The 22571-nt window shown below is 61.5% G+C and carries 23 protein-coding genes and 1 pseudogene; 11 read left to right on the plus strand and 13 right to left on the minus strand.

The window, feature by feature from the left end:
• Positions 1–206: 206 nt before the first annotated feature.
• A complete protein-coding gene (locus B8783_RS01810) occupies positions 207–1082 on the minus strand; it encodes an S-methyl-5'-thioadenosine phosphorylase (RefSeq protein ID WP_084418063.1) in 876 nt (291 codons plus the stop codon).
• 113 nt (positions 1083–1195) lie between these two features.
• On the opposite strand from B8783_RS01810, the gene B8783_RS01815 reads away from it, so the two are divergent.
• A complete protein-coding gene (locus B8783_RS01815) occupies positions 1196–1996 on the plus strand; it encodes a DUF1206 domain-containing protein (RefSeq protein WP_084418064.1) in 801 nt (266 codons plus the stop codon).
• 3 nt (positions 1997–1999) lie between these two features.
• Here the strand turns inward: B8783_RS01815 and B8783_RS01820 are convergent, their stop codons facing one another.
• Positions 2000–2464 carry a hypothetical protein gene (locus tag B8783_RS01820; protein WP_084418065.1) on the minus strand — a complete coding sequence of 155 codons (465 nt, stop codon included), beginning with the start codon at positions 2462–2464 and terminating at the stop codon, positions 2000–2002.
• Between the two features lie 67 nt (positions 2465–2531).
• Positions 2532–3566 carry a cytochrome c1 gene (locus B8783_RS01825; RefSeq protein WP_407646313.1) on the minus strand — a complete coding sequence of 345 codons (1035 nt, stop codon included), beginning with the start codon at positions 3564–3566 and terminating at the stop codon, positions 2532–2534.
• On the opposite strand from B8783_RS01825, the pseudogene B8783_RS18805 reads away from it, so the two are divergent.
• Positions 3565–3645, plus strand: a pseudogene (locus tag B8783_RS18805) (hypothetical protein); the annotation flags it as partial. The gene B8783_RS01825 and the pseudogene B8783_RS18805 overlap by 2 nt on opposite strands.
• A 71-nt stretch (positions 3646–3716) precedes the next feature.
• On the opposite strand, the gene B8783_RS01830 reads toward B8783_RS18805, so the two are convergent.
• Both B8783_RS01830 and petA read right to left on the minus strand, forming a co-directional pair.
• A complete protein-coding gene (locus B8783_RS01830) occupies positions 3717–5174 on the minus strand; it encodes a cytochrome b (RefSeq protein WP_084418067.1) in 1458 nt (485 codons plus the stop codon).
• A gap of 18 nt (positions 5175–5192) precedes the next feature.
• Entirely contained in the window at positions 5193–5762 is a 570-nt protein-coding gene (petA, locus tag B8783_RS01835; RefSeq protein WP_084418333.1) for a ubiquinol-cytochrome c reductase iron-sulfur subunit, read from the minus strand.
• 278 nt (positions 5763–6040) lie between these two features.
• On the opposite strand from petA, the gene hemF reads away from it, so the two are divergent.
• Together hemF and B8783_RS01845 are read left to right on the plus strand one after the other, a co-directional pair.
• Positions 6041–6925: an oxygen-dependent coproporphyrinogen oxidase gene (gene hemF, locus B8783_RS01840; RefSeq protein ID WP_139792209.1), complete on the plus strand. Its 885-nt coding sequence runs from the start codon at positions 6041–6043 to the stop codon at positions 6923–6925.
• 32 nt (positions 6926–6957) lie between these two features.
• Positions 6958–7443: a TspO/MBR family protein gene (locus B8783_RS01845; RefSeq protein WP_084418069.1), complete on the plus strand. Its 486-nt coding sequence runs from the start codon at positions 6958–6960 to the stop codon at positions 7441–7443.
• Here B8783_RS01845 and B8783_RS01850 read toward each other — a convergent pair.
• From B8783_RS01850 to B8783_RS01865, 4 genes are read right to left on the minus strand one after another with little or no spacing between them, the layout of a single operon-like run.
• Entirely contained in the window at positions 7440–8630 is a 1191-nt protein-coding gene (locus tag B8783_RS01850) for a CCA tRNA nucleotidyltransferase (RefSeq protein WP_084418070.1), read from the minus strand. The two genes, B8783_RS01845 and B8783_RS01850, sit on opposite strands and share 4 nt — an antisense overlap.
• Positions 8631–9074 carry a hypothetical protein gene (locus tag B8783_RS01855; RefSeq protein WP_084418071.1) on the minus strand — a complete coding sequence of 148 codons (444 nt, stop codon included), beginning with the start codon at positions 9072–9074 and terminating at the stop codon, positions 8631–8633.
• Positions 9071–9706 (minus strand): CoA pyrophosphatase, encoded by a 636-nt coding sequence (locus B8783_RS01860; RefSeq protein ID WP_084418072.1) that lies wholly within the window; start codon positions 9704–9706, stop codon positions 9071–9073. The genes B8783_RS01855 and B8783_RS01860 overlap by 4 nt, the downstream gene beginning before the upstream one ends.
• Before the next feature lie 4 nt (positions 9707–9710).
• Positions 9711–10316, minus strand: coding sequence for a DUF1285 domain-containing protein (locus B8783_RS01865; protein WP_084418073.1), 606 nt, complete (start codon positions 10314–10316; stop codon positions 9711–9713).
• Positions 10317–10425: 109 nt separating this feature from the next.
• Here B8783_RS01865 and B8783_RS01870 point away from each other — a divergent pair, with 109 nt between their 5' ends.
• From B8783_RS01870 to B8783_RS01900, 7 genes are all read left to right on the plus strand, one after another.
• Positions 10426–11415, plus strand: coding sequence for an AAA family ATPase (locus B8783_RS01870; protein ID WP_084418074.1), 990 nt, complete (start codon positions 10426–10428; stop codon positions 11413–11415).
• Between the two features lies 1 nt (position 11416).
• Positions 11417–11869 carry a hypothetical protein gene (locus B8783_RS01875; protein WP_084418075.1) on the plus strand — a complete coding sequence of 151 codons (453 nt, stop codon included), beginning with the start codon at positions 11417–11419 and terminating at the stop codon, positions 11867–11869.
• Positions 11866–12732, plus strand: a complete 867-nt coding sequence (locus B8783_RS01880; RefSeq protein WP_233355639.1) for a DUF58 domain-containing protein — start codon at positions 11866–11868, stop codon at positions 12730–12732. The genes B8783_RS01875 and B8783_RS01880 overlap by 4 nt, the downstream gene beginning before the upstream one ends.
• Complete coding sequence (locus B8783_RS01885; protein WP_084418076.1) at positions 12729–15608, plus strand: DUF4159 domain-containing protein; 2880 nt, start codon at positions 12729–12731, stop codon at positions 15606–15608. Before B8783_RS01880 ends, B8783_RS01885 begins: the two co-directional genes overlap by 4 nt.
• On the plus strand, positions 15605–17644 hold the full coding sequence (locus B8783_RS01890; RefSeq protein ID WP_084418077.1) for a hypothetical protein: 2040 nt from the start codon (positions 15605–15607) through the stop codon (positions 17642–17644). The genes B8783_RS01885 and B8783_RS01890 overlap by 4 nt, the downstream gene beginning before the upstream one ends.
• Before the next feature lie 629 nt (positions 17645–18273).
• Positions 18274–19614, plus strand: coding sequence for a reverse transcriptase domain-containing protein (locus B8783_RS01895; protein ID WP_084418078.1), 1341 nt, complete (start codon positions 18274–18276; stop codon positions 19612–19614).
• 48 nt (positions 19615–19662) lie between these two features.
• Positions 19663–20046 carry a hypothetical protein gene (locus tag B8783_RS01900; protein WP_084418079.1) on the plus strand — a complete coding sequence of 128 codons (384 nt, stop codon included), beginning with the start codon at positions 19663–19665 and terminating at the stop codon, positions 20044–20046.
• Positions 20047–20109: 63 nt separating this feature from the next.
• Here the strand turns inward: B8783_RS01900 and B8783_RS01905 are convergent, their stop codons facing one another.
• From B8783_RS01905 to B8783_RS01920, 4 genes are read right to left on the minus strand one after another with little or no spacing between them, the layout of a single operon-like run.
• Entirely contained in the window at positions 20110–20526 is a 417-nt protein-coding gene (locus tag B8783_RS01905) for an arsenate reductase family protein (protein ID WP_084418080.1), read from the minus strand.
• Positions 20523–21554 carry an ACR3 family arsenite efflux transporter gene (arsB, locus tag B8783_RS01910; protein ID WP_084418081.1) on the minus strand — a complete coding sequence of 344 codons (1032 nt, stop codon included), beginning with the start codon at positions 21552–21554 and terminating at the stop codon, positions 20523–20525. Before arsB ends, B8783_RS01905 begins: the two co-directional genes overlap by 4 nt.
• Before the next feature lie 12 nt (positions 21555–21566).
• Positions 21567–22046, minus strand: a complete 480-nt coding sequence (locus B8783_RS01915; protein ID WP_084418082.1) for an ArsI/CadI family heavy metal resistance metalloenzyme — start codon at positions 22044–22046, stop codon at positions 21567–21569.
• Positions 22043–22420 carry an ArsR/SmtB family transcription factor gene (locus B8783_RS01920; RefSeq protein WP_084418083.1) on the minus strand — a complete coding sequence of 126 codons (378 nt, stop codon included), beginning with the start codon at positions 22418–22420 and terminating at the stop codon, positions 22043–22045. The genes B8783_RS01915 and B8783_RS01920 overlap by 4 nt, the downstream gene beginning before the upstream one ends.
• Between the last annotated feature and the right edge of the window lie 151 nt (positions 22421–22571).

A 22571-nucleotide genomic window follows, 5' to 3' on the forward strand; every position in this document is an offset into this window, starting at 1 on the left:
GCCAATCGGGCAGCAGGGTCCGGCGTGTCGGCGACATTGGTCTGTCAGTCGAACAAACCCATAGACCATCGTCATCTCTCCTTAGCGAGCTGAATATTACAGCACATTTCGCCCTGCCCAAATATTCAACCGCACTAGACCTATTGAATCTACGAATTGTGATGCCGAATGTGCAATTCGTGGAGACTTGCGCAAGATGCTGCTAACTATACGAGCAGCCGCCCAGCCACCGCATCAAGCTTCGCCAGCATAGCCGGGTCGCGGGCATCTGGCGCCGTGATCATCGCATAATCCAGACATGTCTCGATCCCCTGCGGCGAGCCGGTGCGCTCAACGCCCTGCAACGTCTTCACAATCCCGGCAATGGCCTGCTTTGCCGCGTTGGCATTCTTCTGCATGACCTCCAGCACATTGGTGACGGACACCGCATCGGTCTCTTCCCGCCAGCAATCATAATCAGTCACCATCGCCATCGTTGCGTAAGGCAGCTCCGCTTCGCGGGCGAGCTTGGCTTCCGGCATGTTCGTCATGCCGATGATGTCGCATCCCCACTGACGATAGAGAAAGCTCTCGGCGCGGGAGGAAAACTGAGGCCCGTCGATGACCAGATAGGTCCCGCCGCGATGCACCTTAACCCCGGCCGCTTCGGCTGCATCGCCAGCCATAGCCGACAGGCGCTCACATATCGGGTCAGCCATCGACACATGCGCCACCATGCCAGGGCCGAAGAAACTGTTGTCGCGGCTGACCGTCCGATCAATGAACTGGTCCGGCATCACAAAATCACCGGGCGCGTAGGCTTCCTGCAAGGAGCCGCAGGCCGAGATGGACAGAACATCGGTGCAGCCCAGCCGCTTCAGCGCATCGATATTGGCCCGGTACGGCACCGTCGATGGCGTCAGCCGGTGGCCTTTGCCGTGCCGCGGCAGGAAGACAAGCGAAACATCGCCGATATGTCCGCGCACAAGCTTGTCAGATGGCGCGCCCCAGGGCGTCTCGACAGCGATCTCTTCAGTCCCCTCAAGACCATCAATCTCGTAGAGGCCGGAGCCGCCGATAATGCCCAGTGTCCATCCGCTCATTCATACTCTCCTTCGCTGTACGCCACTTTGCACAAGCAGGCTCCTTACCTGAAATCAAGTCGCCGTGACCGCAAAGACGGAACCAGACCGCTTCACGCCGCGTCTTGTTCTGTATGACAGACACTCCCATCCCGGCGCCGGTCGCCGCAATCGTTGCGCGGATCGGTCTCGGGGCGCGGGCTTTGGTCTACTTTGCCGTCTCCGGCCTTTTGATCGACGCGGCCATCTCAGCCAAGCCAGACAATGGCGTCAGCCCCGGCGACGCTTTCCGCGCCGTGGAGAACGAAGCTGGCGGACGCTACCTTCTTATCTTCCTGGCCATTGGTCTCGCGCTCTATGCGCTCTGGCGCTATTACCAGGCCATTCTCGACCCTGAAGACAATGGGAGTGACGCAAAGGGTATCTTTTCGCGCCTTGGCATGGCCTCGTCGGGCACGAGCTATCTCCTGATCGGGGTCGCTGCGGTCTCGGTCACCTTCGGCAGCAATAGTAGCGGCGATGGCGGCAAGACAGAACAGACCGCCAAGTGGCTAATGGAGCAGCCTTTCGGCGAGTGGGTGGTCGTTCTTGGTGGCCTCGCCCTCATCGGCATCGGCGGCGCGCAGGTCTGGCGCGCAAAGACCGGCCAATGGAAAAACCATATCGATCTTAGCGGCTGGGCCGGAAAGCTCACCGACGTGATTGCAGGCGGCATTGCCGGACGCGGCGTCCTGTTTGCCATTGTCGGCGGCTTTCTCGTCCTCGGCGGCTGGACCGCTGACCCGGACGACATCAAGGGCCTCGCCGCCACCCTCGGCTGGATCAGAACCCAACCCTACGGCTTGTGGCTGTTCATCGCCTCTGCGCTCGCGATTGGCGTCTATGGTATCTATTCGGCTGTCCAGTCGGTCAGATACCGCTTTCCGAATTGCTGAGCCCTACATTCCTGGAGCCTGCGTCAGACAACGGCGCCTCGGTTTGGTTGTGAACCCCCATTCCCAGTCCGTCCGGGCCCAGAAGAACGTATTTTCATCTGGCATGATCAGGCGCCACTCCACGGGCTCACCCTCCTCTGTCAGGCGATCTTCGCTCTCATAATGCAGTCTGATCCAGGGGGCTGTTTGGCCGTTGTTCAACACGTCCGTCAGGACCGGACTTGTGTCATATGCCTCCTGCCCTTCGTGCTGCGAACGATAGACCAGATCACCGTCGATCTCATCGATCTGGATATGTATGGCAAGGTCATCGCATCTGAACCTGTTCTCAGGATCAGGGTCATCTTCATACGCAAGCGCCCAACGCCCTTCTATCGCAAGGATGATTTCATTGGCCGACAGCAACTCGCCATAACTTGGCAGCGCAAAAGCCGCAGCGAGAACAGGTAGGCTCAGCAGTCTCAGCATTTGCGTGCTCCAAAAACAAAATGCCGCCCCAAGGGACGGCATTTCGCTTTAAAGTTCAAGCTTGCGCCTAGTGCTCGACTTTCCGCCAGATGCGGTGGAAGGAGAACCAGAGCAGTGCGGCCAGGATGAGGAGATAGATCATCACGGCAAGGCCGGTCTGCTTACGCTGGCTTTGCTTTGGCTCACCAGCCCATTGCAGGAAGTTCGCAACGTCATGGGCCATCTGATCAACCGTGGCTTCCGTACCATCGAGATAGCTTACGCGGCCATCTGACAGCTGCGGTGGCATCGCAAGGAAGCCGCCTGGAGGTGCGTGACGTGGATCACCGCGCCACTGGGCCGTCGTGTCGCCCGACATGAACGGGTTGTAGTACTGACCGGTCGGCTGGACGAGCAGGCCTTCATAGTGGTCGCCGCCATGGGACAGCGAGTGGACCTGTGCCACGTCGATGACGGTTTCAGTCTGCGGTGCAGCTGCGACAGCAGGGGCCGGCGCATCAACTTCGGTGTCAGCCGCGTCGGCCATCTCACCTTCAGCCGGGACATTCCCGTCAGCGGCGAGCACGGCATCGTCCGCATTCGTTTCCGCTTCGCTTTCAGCAGGGCCTTGCTCTGGCTGGGTCGCTGCAGCTTGATCTGCTTCAGCTTGTGCAGCCTGCTCGGCTTCTGCCTGGCCTTCAGCGACCGGGTCAGCGGCGACTTCACGCGTGCTGAACGCATCTTCTTCCGGATAACCGGACAGGAGGCTGTAGACATAGCTCGCGCCGCCATGGCGCGCCTTGGTGATAACGGACAGATCCGGTGGAAGCGCCCCGCCATTGGCTGCGCGTGCGGCAGCAGCGTTTGGATAAGGCGACTTGAACGGGTCAGACGTCCGCGCCGGACGATAATCATAATCGCCGACTTCGTTAGGCTCGGTGCTCAGGATCTCATCCTGGGCCGCGAATGCCTTTACGAGCGGGTTGTCGTTCGCATTCGGATATTCCGGATCGTAGAACGGGCCACCCGGCTCGCCGAGGTTGCGGTAGTGCATCAGACGCATCGAGTGACACGACGAGCAGACCTCGCGGTAAACCTGATAACCGCGCTGGACGCTGGCCATATCGAGCTCGCCGACAGGGCCTTCAAATGCCCAGCCTTCTTCAGGCTCATGCGGATGCAGCGCGCCGCCAGCGGCGTGGGCGGTGGCAGCCATGGCTGCCGCGCTGAGTCCAACAGAAATGAAACGCAGGAAATTCATGTCCTTGACCTCTTATTCGGCTGGAGCCGGAGCAGCACGGTCATGCGACCCGAGCACTGACTTGTGGATTGAGGCTGGCTCATCCTTCGGTTTTTCGCGAAGGCCGAGCAGCGGCAGGATGACGAGGAAGTAGGCGAAATAGTACAGCGTCAGGATTTGCGACAGGTGCACGAAGCGGAAGGCAGGCGCCTTCTGCACGGACATCGTCGCCTCAACACCATCACCGATCTTCTGGTCACGGAACGTGGCAGCGGCCTCATACTCTTCATAGGTCTGGGTCGCTTCATTGCCGTTGGCATCCATGTAGCTGACGACCAGCTTGTCGGAGCCCATCGGAATGATCGGATCATCCGGGTTCGACGCACCACACCAGCCGAGCAGAAGACCTGCAATCACGAAGCCGATGAAGAACTGACGGGCCACCGGGCGGTACCGCATCGAGCGAACCTTGGACGTATCCAGCCATGGCACCACGAACAGGATGGCGATGGAGCCAAACATGGCCAGAACACCCAGCAGTTTCGCGTCGATCGGACCGATATTGAACGTGATGGCACGCAGGATGGCGTAGAATGGCAGCAGATACCACTCCGGCACGATGTGGGCCGGCGTCACCAGCGGGTTGGCTTCGATATAGTTGTCAGCATGGCCGAGAACGTTCGGCATGTAGAAGACGAAAGCCGCAAAGATGATCAGGAAGACGACGATCGCGAAGCCATCCTTCACCGTGTAGTAAGGGTGGAATGGGACGGTGTCCTGCTTCAGGCCTTCCTTGTCCTTGCGGGCTTCAACGCCTGCCGGGTTGTTGTTGCCTGGAACGTGCAGCGCCCAGATGTGCAGGATAACGACACCAGCAATCATGAATGGCAGCAGATAGTGCAGCGAGAAGAAGCGCTGGATCGTCTGGTTACCAATCGACGGTCCGCCCATCAGCCAGGCTTTGATGCTGTCGCCAACGACAGGCACCGCACCGATCAGGCCGGTGATCACGTTCGCGCCGTGATAGGACATCTGGCCCCATGGCAGCACGTAACCGAGGAACGCCGTACCGGTCATCAGAAGGAAGATCACGCAGCCGAGGATCCAGAGGATCTCGCGCGGCGCCTTGTAAGAGCCGTAATAAAGGCCGCGGAACATGTGGATATAGACCGCGAGGAAGAACATCGAAGCGCCATTGGCGTGGATGTAGCGGATCAGCCAGCCGAACGGCACGTCCCGCATAATCCGTTCAACCGAGGCAAACGCCCCGTCGACCGAGGCCGTATAGTGCATGGCCAGTACGACACCGGTGATGATCTGCGTGGCAAGACAGACAGCGAGAATGCCGCCGAACGTCCACCAGTAATTCAGATTCTTCGGGGTCGGAAAATCGACAAAGCTGTCATAGGCCAGCCGCACGATGGGCAGGCGCGAATCGAGCCATTTGGTAAAGCCGGTCTTCGGCTCATATGTCGAGGGGTGTCCGCTCATGGCTTTTCCGTCCTCTTCCTAAAGCGAAATGTTAATGACGGTCGGGCTGACATAGCGGTAGTCCGGCACCGGCAGGTTTGCCGGGGCTGGACCGCGCCGAATGCGGCCGGACGTATCGTAGTGGGAGCCGTGGCAAGGGCAGTACCAGCCGCCGAAGTCGCCAGTGTTGCCCTGCGAAGGGCCAACCGGGACACAGCCAAGGTGGGTACAGCTGCCTGAGGTCACGAGAATGGCGCGGTTAAGCTCGCCATCCGGGAGTGGGCGAAGGCGCTCATCATCGGTCTGAGGATCACGAAGGCTGGAGACATCAACATTCTCGGCCTCGTTGATCTCGACCTGGGTGCGGTGACGGATGAAGAAAGGCTTGCCGCCAATCAGCACACGAATCTCGCCGCCCAAGGGCACTTTCGAAATGTCGACTTCAAGGCTGGATGCCGCCTTGGTGTCACTAGCAGCGTTCATCTGGTCGATGAACATATAGGCAAGCGCTCCAGCGCCCGCCGCAGCCGTCGCGGCCGCTGCTATATGGATGAAATCACGGCGATCTTCGTCGATCGCTTCGGTGGTCGTATTCTGCGCGTTGCTCACACTTACGGTCCTCTGGCCAAGGATTGCTCCGAGATGCATACTATATCGGGACAAGAAATCATTGCGGCGCAACGCCGCAAAATCCAGCTCCCCATACATGTCTGCGCTGCGGTTAGCGCGACTATCCACGCATTGCAAGCGACGCATGTGTGCCTGCGGCGCTACGACGCCACTGACATGGGTCTGCCACCACACGCCTGCGGCGGCTGTTAAGCCGATGAAGGTGTTTGCGCGCGGGCTGGGCTGGGCTAAGGCAGCGGCTTGAAGGAGAGATTTTGATGTCAGACGCGCAACTGGAATCACAGAAGGCCAAAGCGAAAGCCTGGTTCGAATCACTACAGGGCGAAATCATTGCCCGCTTCGAACAGCTTGAGCGTGAGGCCGAGCCGCCGCTCTATAAGGGCGCGCCCGGCACTTTCGAGAAAACAGAGTGGACGCGCGGCGACGGGTCAGAGGACCTCGGCGGCGGCACCATGGCGATCATGAAGGGCAAGCTTTTTGAGAAAGTCGGCGTGCATGTTTCCTGCGTCTATGGCGATTTCTCAGAAGCGTTCCGCGCGCAGATCCCCGGCGCTGACAAGTCCGGTGGCCGGTTCTGGGCTTCCGGCATCTCGCTGATCGCCCACCTGCATAATCCGCGCATTCCGGCCGTGCATATGAATACGCGGATGCTGGTCACCTCGGAAAGCTGGTTCGGTGGCGGCGCAGACCTCACCCCCCTGCTCGACACACAGCGCACGCAGGACGCGCCTGATTCGGCTGAGTTTCACGCCGCCCTGAAGACAGCCTGCGACGCGCACGACCCGAGCTACTACCCAACCTTCCGCGACCATTGCGACGAATACTTCTTCCTTGCCCACCGCAATGAACCGCGCGGCACCGGCGGCATTTTCTATGACCGCCATAATACGGGCGACTGGGATGCAGACTTCGCCTTCACCCAGGATGTCGGCCGCGCCTTTGCCGATATCTACCCGAAGATCGTCCGCCGCCGGATGGCTGAAAGCTGGACCCCGGAAGAGCGCGAAGAACAGCTCATCCGCCGTGGGCGCTATGTCGAGTTCAACTTGCTTTACGACCGTGGCACCACATTTGGCCTGAAAACCGGTGGCAATGTGAACTCCATCCTGTCCTCCATGCCGCCTGTGGTGAAATGGCCATAGCCAACCGTCGTAGGTGATGTAGGTTCAATCAGATGAAAAACGGCAAACACAATCCGCTCGTCTCGATCTTGCTGATCATCCTGCTGACGGTCGCCGTCGCCGGCCTCGGCGCCGTCGTCTCAGGCGGCAGTGATGACCCATGGTATGCCGCGCTAAACAAAGCGCCGCTCAATCCGCCCGACATCACCTTCGGCATTGTCTGGCCGATACTTTATACGCTGATGGCGATCGGTGCGATTCTTGTCCGCCTGAAGGCAGGCACATTCGCGCTCGCCAGCGCCGCGCTTGGTATTTATTTCACCCAGCTTGCCGTCAACCTCTCCTGGAGCTGGCTGTTCTTTGCGTTTCAGACGCCACTCATCGCGCTGATCATTATCGGTATTTTGTGGCTACTCATCGCCTTGATGATTCGCGCGTTTGCGCGTTACTCGAAGGCGGCCGCGATCCTACAGGTCCCGTATCTGCTCTGGGTCAGCTTTGCGGCCTATCTCAACGCCTATATCGTCTTCTCGAATTAGGCTTTGAGGCGCGCGAGCAGGGCGTCGCGCTCTGGCAGGAAGTCCTCTTCCATCCACCACAGCTCCAGCGCACGCAGCGCCTCACCAATCGCCTTGCCTTCAAGGCCCGCGGCCAGCGCATCATCGCCCCCGATGGGAAATTCGGGTCGCTTCCAGGCCCGCGTCGCCGCGAGCAAGTCGCGGACATCCGCGCCAGATAGCAGCGCCCGGTCCACCACAGCCTGCTTGCCATGGAAATAGAGCGCATAGCGCAGCGCCCGGCCATTGAACTTCGTCACATCGGTGAGGTTGTCCGCCGCCCAGGCCACCAGCCTCGCCGTATCGGCATTCGAGAGCCGTAACGCCTTGCTGGTATCGATCACCGCCTGCGCCGTGCGCGGCAGAAGTGACATCAGGCGCAGCACCGGGTCAGGCAACACCCCGCATAATCTCTCGCTGACGACAAGATCATGCAGACCATCAACGCCGTCAGTCACAGGCAAAATCTGCTCCAGAACACCGCATTCAGCCATCGCCGTCACCGCTTGAACCGGCTCCGGCGCGGCCAGCATCTTGTGCAGCTCCTTCCAGATCCGCTCTGCCGCGATCTTCGCCAGCCCGGCTTTCTGCCGCTCGCAGGCGGCCAGCCCTTCGGCGTCCATCTCGGCGCCATACCAGGCATTGAAGCGGAAGAATCGCAGGATGCGCAGATAGTCTTCGCGAAGGCGCGTATCGGCATCCCCGATAAAGATGATCCGGCCGTCAGCAGCATCGGCAATACCACCGCCCGTCGGGTCAAACAGTTTGCCAGATATGTCGGCATAGATCGCATTCAGCCGGAAATCGCGGCGCGCGGCATCCTCCGCCCAGTCCTCTGTGAACGCGACAACAGCGCGCCGGCCATCGGTTTCGACATCGCGGCGCAGCGTGGTAATCTCATACGGCTTGCCATCGACGATCGCTGTGACCGTCCCGTGATCAATCCCCGTCGGGATCGCCCGGATACCCGCTTCTTTCAGCGCATAGAGCACCGCATCGGGCGTCAGCTGGGTCGCAATGTCGACATCATCGACCGGGCGGCCCATCAGCGAATTGCGCACGCAGCCGCCAACAAAGCGCGACTCGCCCGCCCCAGCGCCATTAAGCGCTGCCATGACGGCGCGGGTTTCAGGCGCGCCGATCCAGTCAGTCTTGCTCAAATCGGTCATTTAAGGGGCGTCGATCTCATTCTGCAGCTCTCCATCTTCCGGGTCGAACTGATCGAGGCGCTGCTCCGGGGTCAGTGGCCCCGGCGCCACATTCGGCCCGGCCGGGTCAGTCTCGCCAAGTCCATGCGCCTGGCCCCCCGGATCGCGGCTTGCCGGCTGACCGATCTGGTCCTTCAGCTTATCGCAGGGGACTTCGCGTGCCGGGACGATTTTCCCATCTTCGAAATAGGCGCGCTGAATACAGGTTTCGCCGCCGCCCCGGTCGATCAGGATGAGGACGACCCAGGCCAGCACAGCAAGGCCGGCGCCAGCTGCGAACAGGATTGTTATCGGCCAGGGCTTGCGCCCTTCTTCCAGTGCTTCCTGACGGGCGAGCCGCCAGATACCGAAAGCCAAAAAGGGCAGGCTGAACAGGACCAGCTCAAAAATTACTCTATAGGTCATGCAGCTTCCTCGCCCAGATCGTACAGGCGCTCATATAAAGCGCGTATGATCCCTGCCGTCACGCCCCAGATGCGGTGGCCCTGATATGGCATCTCGTAATAATAGCGCCGCTGCCCATTCCACTGAGCCGAGCGCTCATGATGGTTCTTCCCGTTCATGAGAAAAGAGAGCGGTGTCTCGAACACGCTCTCAACTTCTGTCGGGTCTGGCTTGGGCACAAAATCATCCGGCAAAATTCCGATCACCGGCACGATCCGGAAGCCGGTGCCGGTGATATAGGGCGCACACCGCGCCACCAGCTCGACGCTATCTGGCTCCACGCCCACTTCCTCATGCGCCTCGCGCAGCGCCGCTTCGACTTCATCGGCATCGACAGGGTCAACCTTGCCGCCCGGAAACGCGACCTGCCCGGCATGCGTCGGCATCGTATCGGGGCGATGGGTCAGCAGCGTTGTCGGCCCTTCCGGTCTGCGAATAATCGACACAAGCACGGCTGCGCGGCGGATGCTCGCAATGCCATCGCTATCAAGCAGCTCCACATCGCCGCCTTCAGACAGTTTTTCTGCGCCCTCAACGCTATCGAGCCGCAAACGAGCGCGCGCGAGAAAGTCTTCAAGGTCAACAAATGCCATAGGTTCAGCCTTCTGCCGGTCCGATAGGGAAAAATTCCCCGTCTGACCAGACACCCAGCGTACGGCCCCCATCACTCGGGGTCTCAACCGCCATGCCCGCAAGTTCATAAAATGCCGGGCGGGACAGCTTCGCCTCCAGCCGTCCGCGCACCAGCAAGTACGGCGATGGCTCCAGCGTGTCAGGGTCTGTCTCGATGCGGATCGGATGGTCTTTGCCCGCCACAACCACATCGCCGACATTCGTCACAAAGGCCAGCGACTGGGTTTCGCCTTCGCCTGCCCGGTCGACCCGCACCGCCATGAACGGCGCGTCCTCAACATGAACCACGACTTTCTCATAAGGCGTGACCAGCCAGAAAGAACCATCCTCATCCTTGCGCAGGATGGTGGAAAACAGCTTCACCAGCTTCTCGCGATTGATCCGCCCGCCCTCATGCCACCAGCTGCCATTGGCGCGGATTTCCATGTCGATGTCGGTGGACCGCTCCGGTTGCCAGCTGTCGACAGGCGGCAATTTGCGCGCCGATTTGTCCGGTGAGATCGCTTTCAACAGCTCTTCGAGGCTGATTGCAGTGTTTTCATTGGATTTCACGTCGCGCTTCGCCATCATTTTGCCTAGGGTTCATATTCCATTGTTGAGCCACAATCAGCGGCGCCATCTTTGGCGTATAGACCCCAGACCTAGGTCTGTTGTACCCGGGAGTGAAGACGGAGACCTCATGGCAGACGATAATAAGGCTTTGGTTGCAGATGCAGAAGCGGCCGGTGAAACGCTGGAAAAGGTAAAATCCGAGATCGCCAAGGCGGTGTTCGGACAGGACCGGGTGATTGAGCTCGCGCTATCCGCCATCCTCGCTGGCGGCCACGCCCTTCTGATCGGCGCGCCCGGCCTTGCCAAGACCAGACTGGTCGAAGCGATGGGAACGGCGCTTGGCCTCAACTCCGCGCGCATCCAGTTCACGCCAGACCTGATGCCATCTGACATTCTCGGCTCCGAAGTGCTGGACGAAAGCGCCAGTGGCGAGCGTAGCTTCCGCTTTATCAAGGGCCCGATCTTCACCCAGCTCCTGATGGCCGACGAGATCAACCGCGCCTCCCCGCGGACCCAGTCTGCCCTGCTGCAGGCCATGCAGGAGCGTCATGTCACCGTGGCCGGCGTGCGCCATGATCTGCCTGCCCCGTTCCATGTCCTCGCGACCCAGAACCCGATCGAGCAGGAAGGCACCTATCCACTACCCGAAGCCCAGCTTGACCGCTTCCTCCTAAAAATCGATGTGTCTTATCCAGACGTCGATACTGAGCGCAAAATCCTGATCGAGACCACCGGTGTTGATGATGCCACCGTCGAGGCCGCCATCACCGACGCGCAATTGCAGAAACTCCAGGCGCTCGTGCGCCAGATGCCGGTCGGCGAGAAAGTCCTCGCCGCCATTCTGGCCGTCGTGCGCGAAGCCCGCCCTGAACAGACCGGCGATGATCGCGTGAAACGCTTTGTCGACTGGGGCCCTAGCCCGCGTGCTGGTCAGGCCCTGATGCTTGCCTGCCGGTCCCGCGCTTTGCTGCGTGGCCGCCTCGCGCCATCGCTCGAAGATGTCGAAGCGCTGGCAGAACCGTGCCTCAGCCACCGTATGGCGATGCGCTATGACCCGACCGGACAGGCCCCGCGCCTGAGTGACCTTATCGGCGATCTGGCGAGGGCCTCTGCCTGATATGCGCGACGTTGGCCTCCCGCACCGTTTGCTGGCCACTGGCCTGCTTGCCGCAATGCTGGCTGTGTCAGCCTGCACCGGCAAGGCAACGGCAAAGCCCTCTACCGAGCAGCTAACCGAGTGCTACCGCTCCATTCAGATCGCCAATTTGCGGGTGCGTTATAGTGAGGAGCTGAGCGCCTCTGAAATTCGCACGGCCCAGAACGAACTGAAAGACGCCTCCACCAAAGTCCTGCAGGCCTGGGCGAGGCGTGAAGGCGTCGAATTGAAGCTCACCGATGACTTCACAGAAGAGAGCCCGCGCGCGCAGGCCTTTCTGGACGGCGTAAACATTGAAGCCGGCATCAATCAGCAGGATCTGATGGACACCATTGCCGAAGCCTCGGCCGATCCATCCGCGTGGCGCAGCTATTACGACGCCGCACTCGACTGCACCGAAGAGGTCGCGAAATGATGGACCTGTCGGCCCTGCGCGCCGAAGCCGAAGTCATTGCTCGGGCCCTGCCGGGGCTCAGCCTCAAGGCACGCGCCGCCGATGCCGCCCATCTCGGCGCGGCTGGCCGCAAGCGCGCCGGCACCGGCGAACAGTTCTGGCAATACCGCCACTATGCCGAGGAAGACGCGGCCCAGCGCGTCGACTGGCGCCGGTCTGCCCGCGGCGATGATCTCTATGTCCGCGAAACAGAGCTTGAGACCGCCCGTACCATCCTTTTCTGGTGTGACCGCCATGAAGGCTTTGACTGGGCCGGACAAGCCGGACGCCTCACCAAGGCCGATGCTGCACGCATCATGATGCTGGCCGCTGGCCTGTTGCTCGCAAAATCAGGCGAGCGCGTCGGCGTCCTCGGCAGTGGCCGCTCGGCCGGGTTCGGCAAAGCCTCCGGGGACCGCCTCGGCGAAGACCTTCTCACCCGCCAGGCCTTGAGCTTTCCGCCGCCACCAAAATCGCAGGCCATTTTCGTGGTCGCGAGTGACTTCTATGATCCGGTTGATGTCTGGCGCGAACGGCTGGCCGGTATTGCGACCCGCTCAAAGGAAGGCGTACTTCTGTCGGTCTCAGACCCCATAGAAGAAGAATTTCCGTGGCGGGGCCGGGTGAAGTTTTCCCGTCCGGGCGCCCAGCTCTTCCGCATCTTCGGCCGCGCCGAAAGCATCCGCGAGACCTATCTTGAACGCTACGCCGCCCACATCGCGCGCATCGAAGACCTCGCCGCGAGCTTTGGCTGGCAGTTCGTGCGCCACTCCACCGGCACACCGCTCCAGCACGGCGCCGCAGCCCTCAAACGCGCCCTAGAGACGTTCGGGGCCCGGCTATGATGCTGGGGCCGTTCCTCTTTGGCGCGCCGCTGGCGTTGCTTGGCCTTGTCGCACTGCCGGTGATCTGGATCATCCTGCGCGCAACCCCGCCCGCACCCAAGGACGTCGCCCTGCCCTCACTTCGCGTGCTGGATGATGTCACACCACAAGACGAAACACCGGCCCGCACGCCTTGGTGGATCCTGCTCCTTCGCATGCTGGCCGCCGCCGCGGCGATCATCGGCCTGTCGCAGCCGATCTACGCTCCCGGCGCAAGCCCATCCGGTGAAGCCAGCGGTCCTGTCCTGATCGTGCTTGATGATGGCTGGGTCAGCGCCCCGCGCTGGAGCGAGATGCGCGCCGCCGCCAGCGCCGCCCTCGACGGTGAGGCCCGCGATACCGCCGCGCACCTCTTGCTCACCGCCCCGCGCTCCCTCGATCCTGACCCGTCCGAAGCCTTTGCGCGCACGGAACTCTCCTCCCGCGTCAATTCGCTCGACCCGCTCCCATGGGGCGTCGACCGCGCCGACGCGCTGGAGCGCCTCGAAGCGTCTGGCTTCACACCCGGCCGCATCTTCTATGTGACAGACGGCACTGACAGCGAGACCGCGACCGAATTTGCCGAAAGCCTCGCCGCCATCGCCCCGCTCAGCGTTTATGCTGCCCCGCCCCGCGGCCCCTTCGCCATTACAGGCCTCGCCTCAGATGCAGACGGCGTGAATGTGCGCCTTCGCCGCGTGAACACGGGCGACGCCTCCGACGTCTACGTCTCCGCCCTGACACTTGATGGCGCAGCGCTCGCAACCGGCACGGCCTCATTTGAAGCGGGCTCTGCCGAAGGCATGGCGCGGTTTGACATTCCAGCAGCCGCCCTCGCCCGTGTCTCGCGCTTCGCGATCACCGGGATCGAAGGCGCAGGCAGCGTCTGGCTCTGGGATTCCAGCGCCCGCTCGCGCCGCGTCGGTCTGGTTTCCGGCGATTCTACCGCGCAGCCCCTGCTCGCCGACACCCACTATGTCCGCAAGGCGCTTGAGCCTTTCGCGACGATTTCCGAAGGCTCCATCGAAGACCTGATCGCCGCAGACCCTGACGCCATCATCATGACGGATATCGGCCAGCTCGCGCCAGAGCTTGAAACCCGTGTCGCCGCCTGGGTCGAAAGTGGCGGCGCCCTCATCCGTTTCGCAGGCCCGCGCATGGCCGCGCAAGCCGACAGCCTCGTGCCGACACCGCTACGCCGCTCCTCCCGCGCCATTGGCGGCGCCCTCACATGGGAAGAACCGCAATCCATCGGCAGCTTCCCGGATGCCTCACCCTTCGCTGGCCTTTCAGCCTCAGAAGACCTCAAAGTCCGCCAGCAAGTGCTCGCCCGCCCTGCGCCAGAGCTGGTCAACCGCACATGGGCGCGCCTGAAAGATGGCTCACCCCTCGTCACCGCCGCGCCGCGCGGTCAGGGCATGCTGATCCTCTTCCACGTCACCGCCGGGCCGGACTGGTCAGACCTGCCCTATTCCGGCACCTTCGTTGAAATGCTCCGCCGCGCGATTGCCGCCGGCCGCGGCGAAACCGTCGCTGATGGCGAAGGCACCTATGCCCCGGACATCGTCCTCAACGGTTATGGCCGTCTCGTCAGCCCCGACTCCAGTGCAAGCCCGGTCAGCGCGAGTGAGTTTGCCGACATCGTCCCATCCGAAGCCCATCCCCCCGGCCTCTATCGCGGCCCGGCCGGCACACGCGCGATCAACGCCGCCCATGCTGCTACACCAGACCTGATGACCAGCTGGCCTGCCGGCACCGAACTGCTCGGCGATGCCGAAGCCAAAACCAACAAGCTCGGTGGCCCACTGCTAGGCCTTGCCGCTCTGCTCATCGCCATCGACCTTCTGGTCGCGCTCTTCATTGCAGGCCGCTTCCCCCACTTTGGAACGCGCACACGCACAGCCGCCAGCGCGCTTGTCATCGGCCTGTTCGTTGTCGCAACCCCGCAAGGCGCGGACGCGCAGCAACGCCAGATCCGGCCAGACCCGTACAGCTATGGCGTCTCGCCCAGCTATGGATCGCGGGTGAACGTCACGGGTGAGCTCGACAAGGCCACAGAGGCCGCCCTCGACATGCGCCTGGCCTATATCGAGACGGGCGACGCCGCCGCGGACCGCATCACCCGCGCCGGGCTCGACGGCCTCGCCCTCATCCTGTTCCGCCGTACCTCCGTTGAGCCTGCCGAAACGCATGCAGTAGACCCTGAAACAGATGCGCTGGACGTCTACCCCGTCATCTTCCTCTCTCTGCCTGAAAACGCGACCCCGCTCAGTTCGCTCGCAGTCGAGCGGCTGAACGCATATCTGCGCAATGGCGGCGCGCTCTTCATTGACACGCGCAAGGGCGATGCGGTCGGGGCCAATAGCTTCGATGATCTGGAACGCGTCCTGCCCGGCCTCGATACGCCGCCGCTCCAGCCTGTGCCGAATGACCATGTGATGACGCGCAGCTTCTACCTGCTCGACGGCTTTCCCGGCCGCTATTCAAACCGCAGGCTCTGGATTGAATCCTCCGGCATTGGCGATCAGGCCGACCGGCGCGGCGATGGCGTTTCTCACCTGATTATCGGCGATGCCGACTATCTCGCCGCCTGGGCCATCGATGAGCGCGGGCGCCCCTTGCTCAGCGTCGATGGCGGCGACCAGCAGCGCGAAATGGCCCGCCGCTTCGGCATCAATCTCATCATGTACGTCCTCACCGGCAATTATAAGGAAGACCAGGTCCACATCCCGGCCCTTCTGGAACGCCTCGGTGAAGGCGGCGAGGATGAGGGCCTCCCGATGGGCGAAGAAGGCGCGCCGAACGACCAGATTGACCTTGAAGACATCCTCCGCCGCCGTGGGGAGCCACCACAATGACCGAAGCAGGCCGCATAAGTCTTGACCCGCTGCTCGGCTGGCCCGTCCTCTGGGCCCTGCTGGCCGTCTGCCTGCTGGCCTTTGCCGCCTATGTGCGCTGGCGTGGCCGCGCCTGGCTCACCCGCGCCGCGGCGCTGACCGTACTCGCCGCCGCCCTCGCCAACCCGGCCTATGTCCGCGAGGAACGCGAACCTCTGCCATCCGTCGCGGCCGTCGTCGTCGACCGCTCCGAAAGCATGAGCTTTGGCCAGCGCACAGACATCGCCGACGCCGCCCTCGCCGAAGTCCGCGCCACAATCGAGGCTGACCCATCGCTTGAACTTCGCCTCATCGAGACCGATTCCAGCGCCGACGGCACCAATCTCGTCGCCTCCCTTGAAGGGCTGATGTCGGATGTCCCGCGTGACCGCGTCGCCGGCGCCATCATGATCACCGACGGGCAGGTCCATGACGTGCCCGAAGACCTTGGCCGCCTCGCAGAGCTTGGCTCCATCCACTCAATCATCACCGGTGACCCTGATAGCGGCGATCGCCGCATCTCCCTCGTCCAGTCGCCCGATTTCGGCATTGTCGGTGAGGAAGCGCAATTCATCGTCCGCGTGGATGACCCGGTCGCCGAGAGCGCCAGCGTCTCTGTCTCGATCAATGGCGGCACGCCCGAACGCATCACCGTGCAGACCGGCGTCGACACCCCGCTCCCCATCGAGATTGAGCGTCGCGGTGATAATATCGTCGTCGTCGAAACCCCCGAGGGTGAGCAGGAGCTCACCATGGCGAACAACCGCACCGCCGCCACCCTGTCAGGCGTGCGAGACCGCCTGCGCGTCCTCCTCATCACCGGTAAGCCCAATGCTGCCGGCCGGGTCTGGCGTGACCTTCTGAAATCAGACCCGTCGGTGGACCTTGTCCACTTCACCATCCTGCGCCCGCCCTTCAAACAGGACGTGACCCCGCTGGAAGAGATGGCGCTGATCGCCTTCCCCACCGAAGAGCTCTTCGAAGGCAAGCTCGATGAGTTCGACCTCATCATCTTCGACCAGTATGAGCGCCGCACCGTCATCACCATGTCCTATCTCGGCAATATGGCGCGCTATGTCGCCGATGGCGGCGCGCTGCTGATTGCCGCCGGGGAGGACTTTGCCGGCCCCGCCTCGCTCGCCAACACGCCGCTGGCGGGCGTCCTGCCGGCCCTGCCCACGGGCGCCATTGAGGTCGGCGAATTCAAACCCGAGCTTTCCGATACCGGGCGCCGCCACACCATCACCCAGACCCTCGACGGAGATAGCTGGGGCAGCTGGGTGCGCTATGTCGGCGCCACGGCCGAAGCAGGCGACGTCCTGATGACGGCCCGCAACGGTGACCCGCTCCTTATCGTTGACCGGGTCGGCGAAGGCCGCGTCGCGCAGATCATGTCCGGCCAGATCTGGCTTTGGGCGCGCGGCTATGATGGCGGCGGCCCGTTCGCAGAGCTTATCCGCCGCATGGTCCACTGGCTGATGAAAGAGCCAGAGCTTGAAGAGCGCCAGCTTCGCCTTGAAGCTCAGGGCGACACGGTCCGCGCCACACTGCGCACCCTCTCCAACAATGCCCCGCCGCTGACCATCGAAACCCCTGACGGCCAGACCATGGAGCCGCGCTGGCAGGCCGTCGGCCCCGGCGAGTTCGCCGCCGAAGCCCCGATTGACCGGCTCGGCCTTTTCCGCGCGCGCTCGGGCGGGCTTGAAGCGGTGACCCTAAACGGCCCCGCCAATCCAAAGGAATACGCCGCCCTCGAAGCGACACCGGACGTGCTCAGACCTGTCGCGACACGTACAGGCGGCGGCGTCTTCACCATGGACCGCCCGGGTGACTTCGCCCCCGACATCCGCCGCGTCGCCCGAAACGCCAATGCCGAAGGCTCAGACTGGCTGGGCCTCCGCGAACGCGGCGCCTATGCCGTGCGCAGCTCGACCAGCCTCCCCCTCCTGCCCGGCCTCCTCGGCGCAGGCCTCATCATCCTCTTCCTGCTGCTCGCCTGGAGACGCGAGGGGCGGTAGGGCTCTTCAATTCTGTACTCACTCTCAAGTGGAGCACGATGTTGTAGATTACGTCTTGAACCACTCTATCTGATCACCATCTGTCCAAGGTCCATTATCGTCCTGGCACTGACCGCTGCGCATGAGCAATCGGCAAGGCGCAAGGGCCAAGGCGGTATCATCGAAGTTGCTTCGGCGGCTGAGTTGTCTGTTGTCACGACAAGATCGTGCGCAGTGGATGGACCGGACCTGACCGTTGTTCATGAAGCTGTGAGTACACTACCCCAAGGTGGCCTTTCGGCAGCTGATAGACAAATTTGCAGGCGGGCCGGGCCGGGCGGCAAAGCGCTTGACTTTGACAAAAACCTGTTAGGTTGGAGACTGAGGAAATGCGCATTCGAGCCCACAAAAACTGACCCTTCGGGGTTGGATATCCGGCAAGGTGACCATCATCTTGTCCGCGGCATCCATTATCGTCCTGGCACTGACCGCTGCGCATGAGCAATCGGCAAGGCGCAAGGGCCAAGGCGGTATCATCGAAGTTGCTTCGGCGGCTGAGTTGTCTGTTGTCACGACAAGATCGTGCGCAGTGGATGGTCCCCCGTCAACGGTCGGGATTGTATGAACGAAGGGCCCGAGCGGAGACTGAGGTGACTACATTATTCGATGACGTTCGAAAAACCGAAAACCTGCATCTGGCCTGGCGCCATGTGCGTCGAAGCGCGCTTCAGTCGAAGAACGGTCAAATTCGGGGGCAAGCTTCAGAGTTTGAGCACGAAAGCCATCGGCACTTAAAAAGAATTCAAACGCAACTCCGAGAGCGCCGCTTTGGATTCGACGCTGTCCAAGGAGTGCTCAAAGATAAGAAAACTAGGATAGCTGCAGGCAAGAATCCTCGCCCGATTGCAATCGGGACAATGACCAACCGAGTTGTTCAACGAGCAATTCTTCAAGTTCTTCAACCACGTGCAGTCGAAGACCCGTCCAATCCCAATTCGAAATACTTACCCAAGCATGATGCTCGACTTGGTGTTTTAAACGACATCAATCGATCAAAGTTCGGCGTAGGCGGACTTATGAAGCCTTATGGTGGAGTACAACCTGCCATTAAGCGTGTCCTTATTGCGATGGAAAATGGTGGTCGCGTATTTTATCAGTCAGATATCAAAGCCTTTTTCACAAAAATACCTACTAAGGAAGTCATAGATATCGTCCGCGCTCAAACGCAGGACGATGATCTAAGTGCTCTGTTTGCCTCTGCCTTAGAAGTGAATCTAGCAAACAAGGCCGAACTAGACACTTATGCCTCCCTATTTCCAAAAGGTGGCATCGGCGTCGCTCAAGGTTCCTCACTTTCAGCCTTGGCCGGCAACATACTTCTGTATGACTTTGACCATGAACTGAACGGTCTTGAAGTTACGGCGGTGCGGTACATCGATGACCTGTTCATTATCGGTGAAACCGATCGCAATTTGAATTTGGCTATTCAATTTGCCGAGACACAACTTCAGAAGTGGCAGTTTGAATTGTACCCGCCTGTAAAGGGGTCTACCAAGGCCAATCGCGGTATTTGCACGGATTCTTTTAATCTTTTAGGTTGCACCATTCAGCCTAACCGATGCGTTCCCAGCAAGGCTTCGGTTGATAAGATGAAATCCGAAGCGCGTGAGATGTTGAATTCATCCCGCAAAGCAATCGACACATTCGTAAAAGGCGATCCAAACTTCGACCCTCGAAAATCTCGAAGTGCAACCCTCGATAATTTGGGACGAAGATTGTTTGGTTGGCAGAAGTCATTTTCTTTTTGCACTGATGCTCAAACATTTCGGCACTTGGACGATGATATCTCTAGGCAGGTTGGTAGGTACGACCGGATAACGCAACGCTTGCTTGTTGCAGCCCCCGCTTCAACGAGAATGCGCGCTTTAGGCATACCTTCAACTGCGTCACTTCAAGAAGCGGATATGGATCGGCGCTCGAAGATCAAATAGTCCAGAATCTTTCCCCCTCCCCGCAGCCTCCGTCTATAACCCTGCCGTATGGAACTGACCTGGGCGATCATATGGAGCTGTCTGATGCGCGTGCCGGTGCGGCACTGGCGGACGCTGTTTCATTATCTTCGCCGGCTCGAGGCGAGCTTTGCCGAGGCGAAGGCGGATGGCCGCGCCTATGTGAACTGGCACTTGCGCGAGGATGGCGTCATCTGGATTTCCGAATGGGGCCTGACCGAAGCCGAGCAAAAAGGGCGCTGCGCCCTGCCGGACGGCTTTGACCGCACGCCGTGGCTGCGCCCGGCCCTCGCGCTCGACGCGGTCGCTCCTCCGCTGTCCGCTTTATCCGAAGTTGCACTGTTTCTGGACCATGTCTGGACAGTCCCTGCGCCGCTCGTGCCCCCGGCCCCCACCCCGCTCAAGCCGCCCTGAGCCTTCCCCTGAACAGAAAACGTCCCGCCGCGCTCCAAAACCCGGAGTCCGCGGCCGCTGTTGTTAGCTTGAATAACCTTGAGGCGCGAACAACACCTCACCCTTTTCGTCCAGCACAGCTTCGCGCGGGAGTACCGGCAGCAGGTCAATCACGCTTGGGCTGGGGCGGCAGAGCCGTACGCCCAGCGGCGAACACACAAGCGGGCGGTTCACGAGCACAGGATGCTCCAGCATCGCCGCGATGATCTGCGCGTCATCCACGCCCGCCTCCAGCAGGCCGAGCTCTGCAGCAGGCGACTTCGTCTCCCGCAGCGCCTCGCGCGGCGTCAGCCCGGCCGCGGCAAACAGGCCGAGCAGCTGCGGCCGCGTCCACCCCTCTTTCAGATACTCGACCACCTCAAACGGCTCGCCCGACGCCTCAATCAGGCGCAGCACATTGCGCGAGGTGCCGCAGTCCGGATTGTGATGGATAACGATCATTCCCCAGCATCCTCCCGAAACGCGCCCCTCGTACGGTTCGCGAGCGCCACCAGCGACAGCATCACCGGCACCTCGACCAGCACACCCACCACCGTCGCGAGCGCCGCGCCGGAATTCAGCCCAAACAGCGAGATCGCGACCGCCACAGCAAGCTCAAAGAAATTTGACGTCCCGATCAGCGCGCAGGGCGCGGCGATAGTGTGCGGCACTTTCAGCACCCAGGCCGCCCCATACGCCACCGCGAACATGCCATAGGACTGGATCAGGATCGGCACCGCAATCAGCGCAATGATCAGCGGCCGCTCAAGGATCACCTCGCCCTGAAAGCCAAACAGCAACACCACGGTCAGCAACAGGCCCAGCACAGAGGCCGGCTTCACCCGCTCGATAAACCCGTCCACCGCTGCATCCCCGCCCCGCGCCTTCAGCATCTGCCGCGCCGCCACCCCGGCCACCAGCGGCACCACCACATAGAGCGCGACCGACAGGAGCAGCGTCTCCCACGGCACCACAATGTCGGTCATGCCGAGCAGCAGGGCCACGATCGGCGCAAACGCAAACACCATGATCGCATCATTCACGCTGACCTGGACGAGCGTGTAATTCGGGTCGCCCCGCGTCAGCTGCGACCAGATAAACACCATCGCCGTACAGGGCGCCGCGCCCAGCAGGATCAGCCCGGCAATATACCCGTCCGCATCGCTCTCGGGGATGAGGCCCGCAAACACATACCGAAAGAACAGAACACCCAGCGCCGCCATGGTGAACGGCTTGATCAGCCAGTTGACCACCAGCGTGATCAGCAGGCCCTTCGGCTTCTCGCCAACCCGTTTCAAGCTCGCAAAATCCACCCCGATCATCATCGGCCACACCATGGCCCAGATCAGGATGGCGACCGCGAAGTTCACATTCGCATACTCAAAGCCCGCCAGCGCGCCAAACACGCCGGGCAAGACCTGGCCGAGCGCGATCCCCACAATAATGGCGAGCGCCACCCAGACTGAAAGATAGCGTTCAAACGCGCCCATGCCCCATTTCCCTTAGCAGCAGGAGGCGCTTGGCGCTGGACCCGCCGGCGCGCAGCAGGGCGCCTCTGGCCGCCCCGTCGGTGTCACGGCAAGGCGCGCGTCCTCCGCGACGTCTCCACCACCATAGGAGGCCGCCTCGCCATGGGTATGAAACACTTCCCACGGTACGCCTGCCGGATCGGTGATCCAGCTCTTCTCGGAGCGCGCATAGCAGCAGACCGTGTCGCCCTCCTCCAGCACCGGTGCATCGGCGCGCTCCAGCCGGTCGTAGACCTCAGCCAGCTCTCCCGCATCCTCGACCTGTATGCCAAGATGCTCGACGCCCGGCTTCGCCCCGCGCGCACTGATCGCGAAATTGACCCGCGGATCGTCCAGCATCCATTTCGCATAATCGGCTTTCACGACGCTCGGCGGCGTCGCGAACAGGGTTTCATAGAAAGCGATGGCGCGGGTGAGGTCATCCACGGCGACATGGACATGGAGGCGTTTCATGACAGGGCATCCTTCTCCGGGACATCATCGCCCGGGCTGCAACACAGGGATCGTTCGGCGGCCGCCTGCACGCTCGTTGCGACGCAAGCCTCCCCCGCACAGCAATCTTCCAGCAAGTAAACGATCAGATCGCTCACCTCGCTGAAATTTGCCGAATAGATAATGGACCGTCCCTCACGCCGGCTATCGATCAGGCCGGCCTGCGACAGGATATTCAGCTGCGCCGAAAGCGTATTGGCCGCACGGCCCGTCGCCTCGGCAATCCGGCCCGCCGCCAGCCCCTCCGGCCCCGCCCGCACGAGCAGCCGAAACACATCCAGCCGCCCCTCCTGAGAGAGCGCCGAAAACGCATGAAGGGCCTCGGTCTTGTCCATATTTCAATAATCGTTGAAATATGGAATTGGGTCAACTGGAATTTGGGCATCCGTGGCGTAGCTTAATATTCGGCCGCGCCGCAAAAAACGGCCGCAGCTCCGGGTCAACAGCGTCAAACGGGCTCATGCGAAAGTCCTCCCTATGCCCCGC

Origin of the sequence: Henriciella litoralis (assembly GCF_002088935.1) — a bacterium.
In the GTDB taxonomy this organism is placed as follows: domain Bacteria; phylum Pseudomonadota; class Alphaproteobacteria; order Caulobacterales; family Hyphomonadaceae; genus Henriciella; species Henriciella litoralis.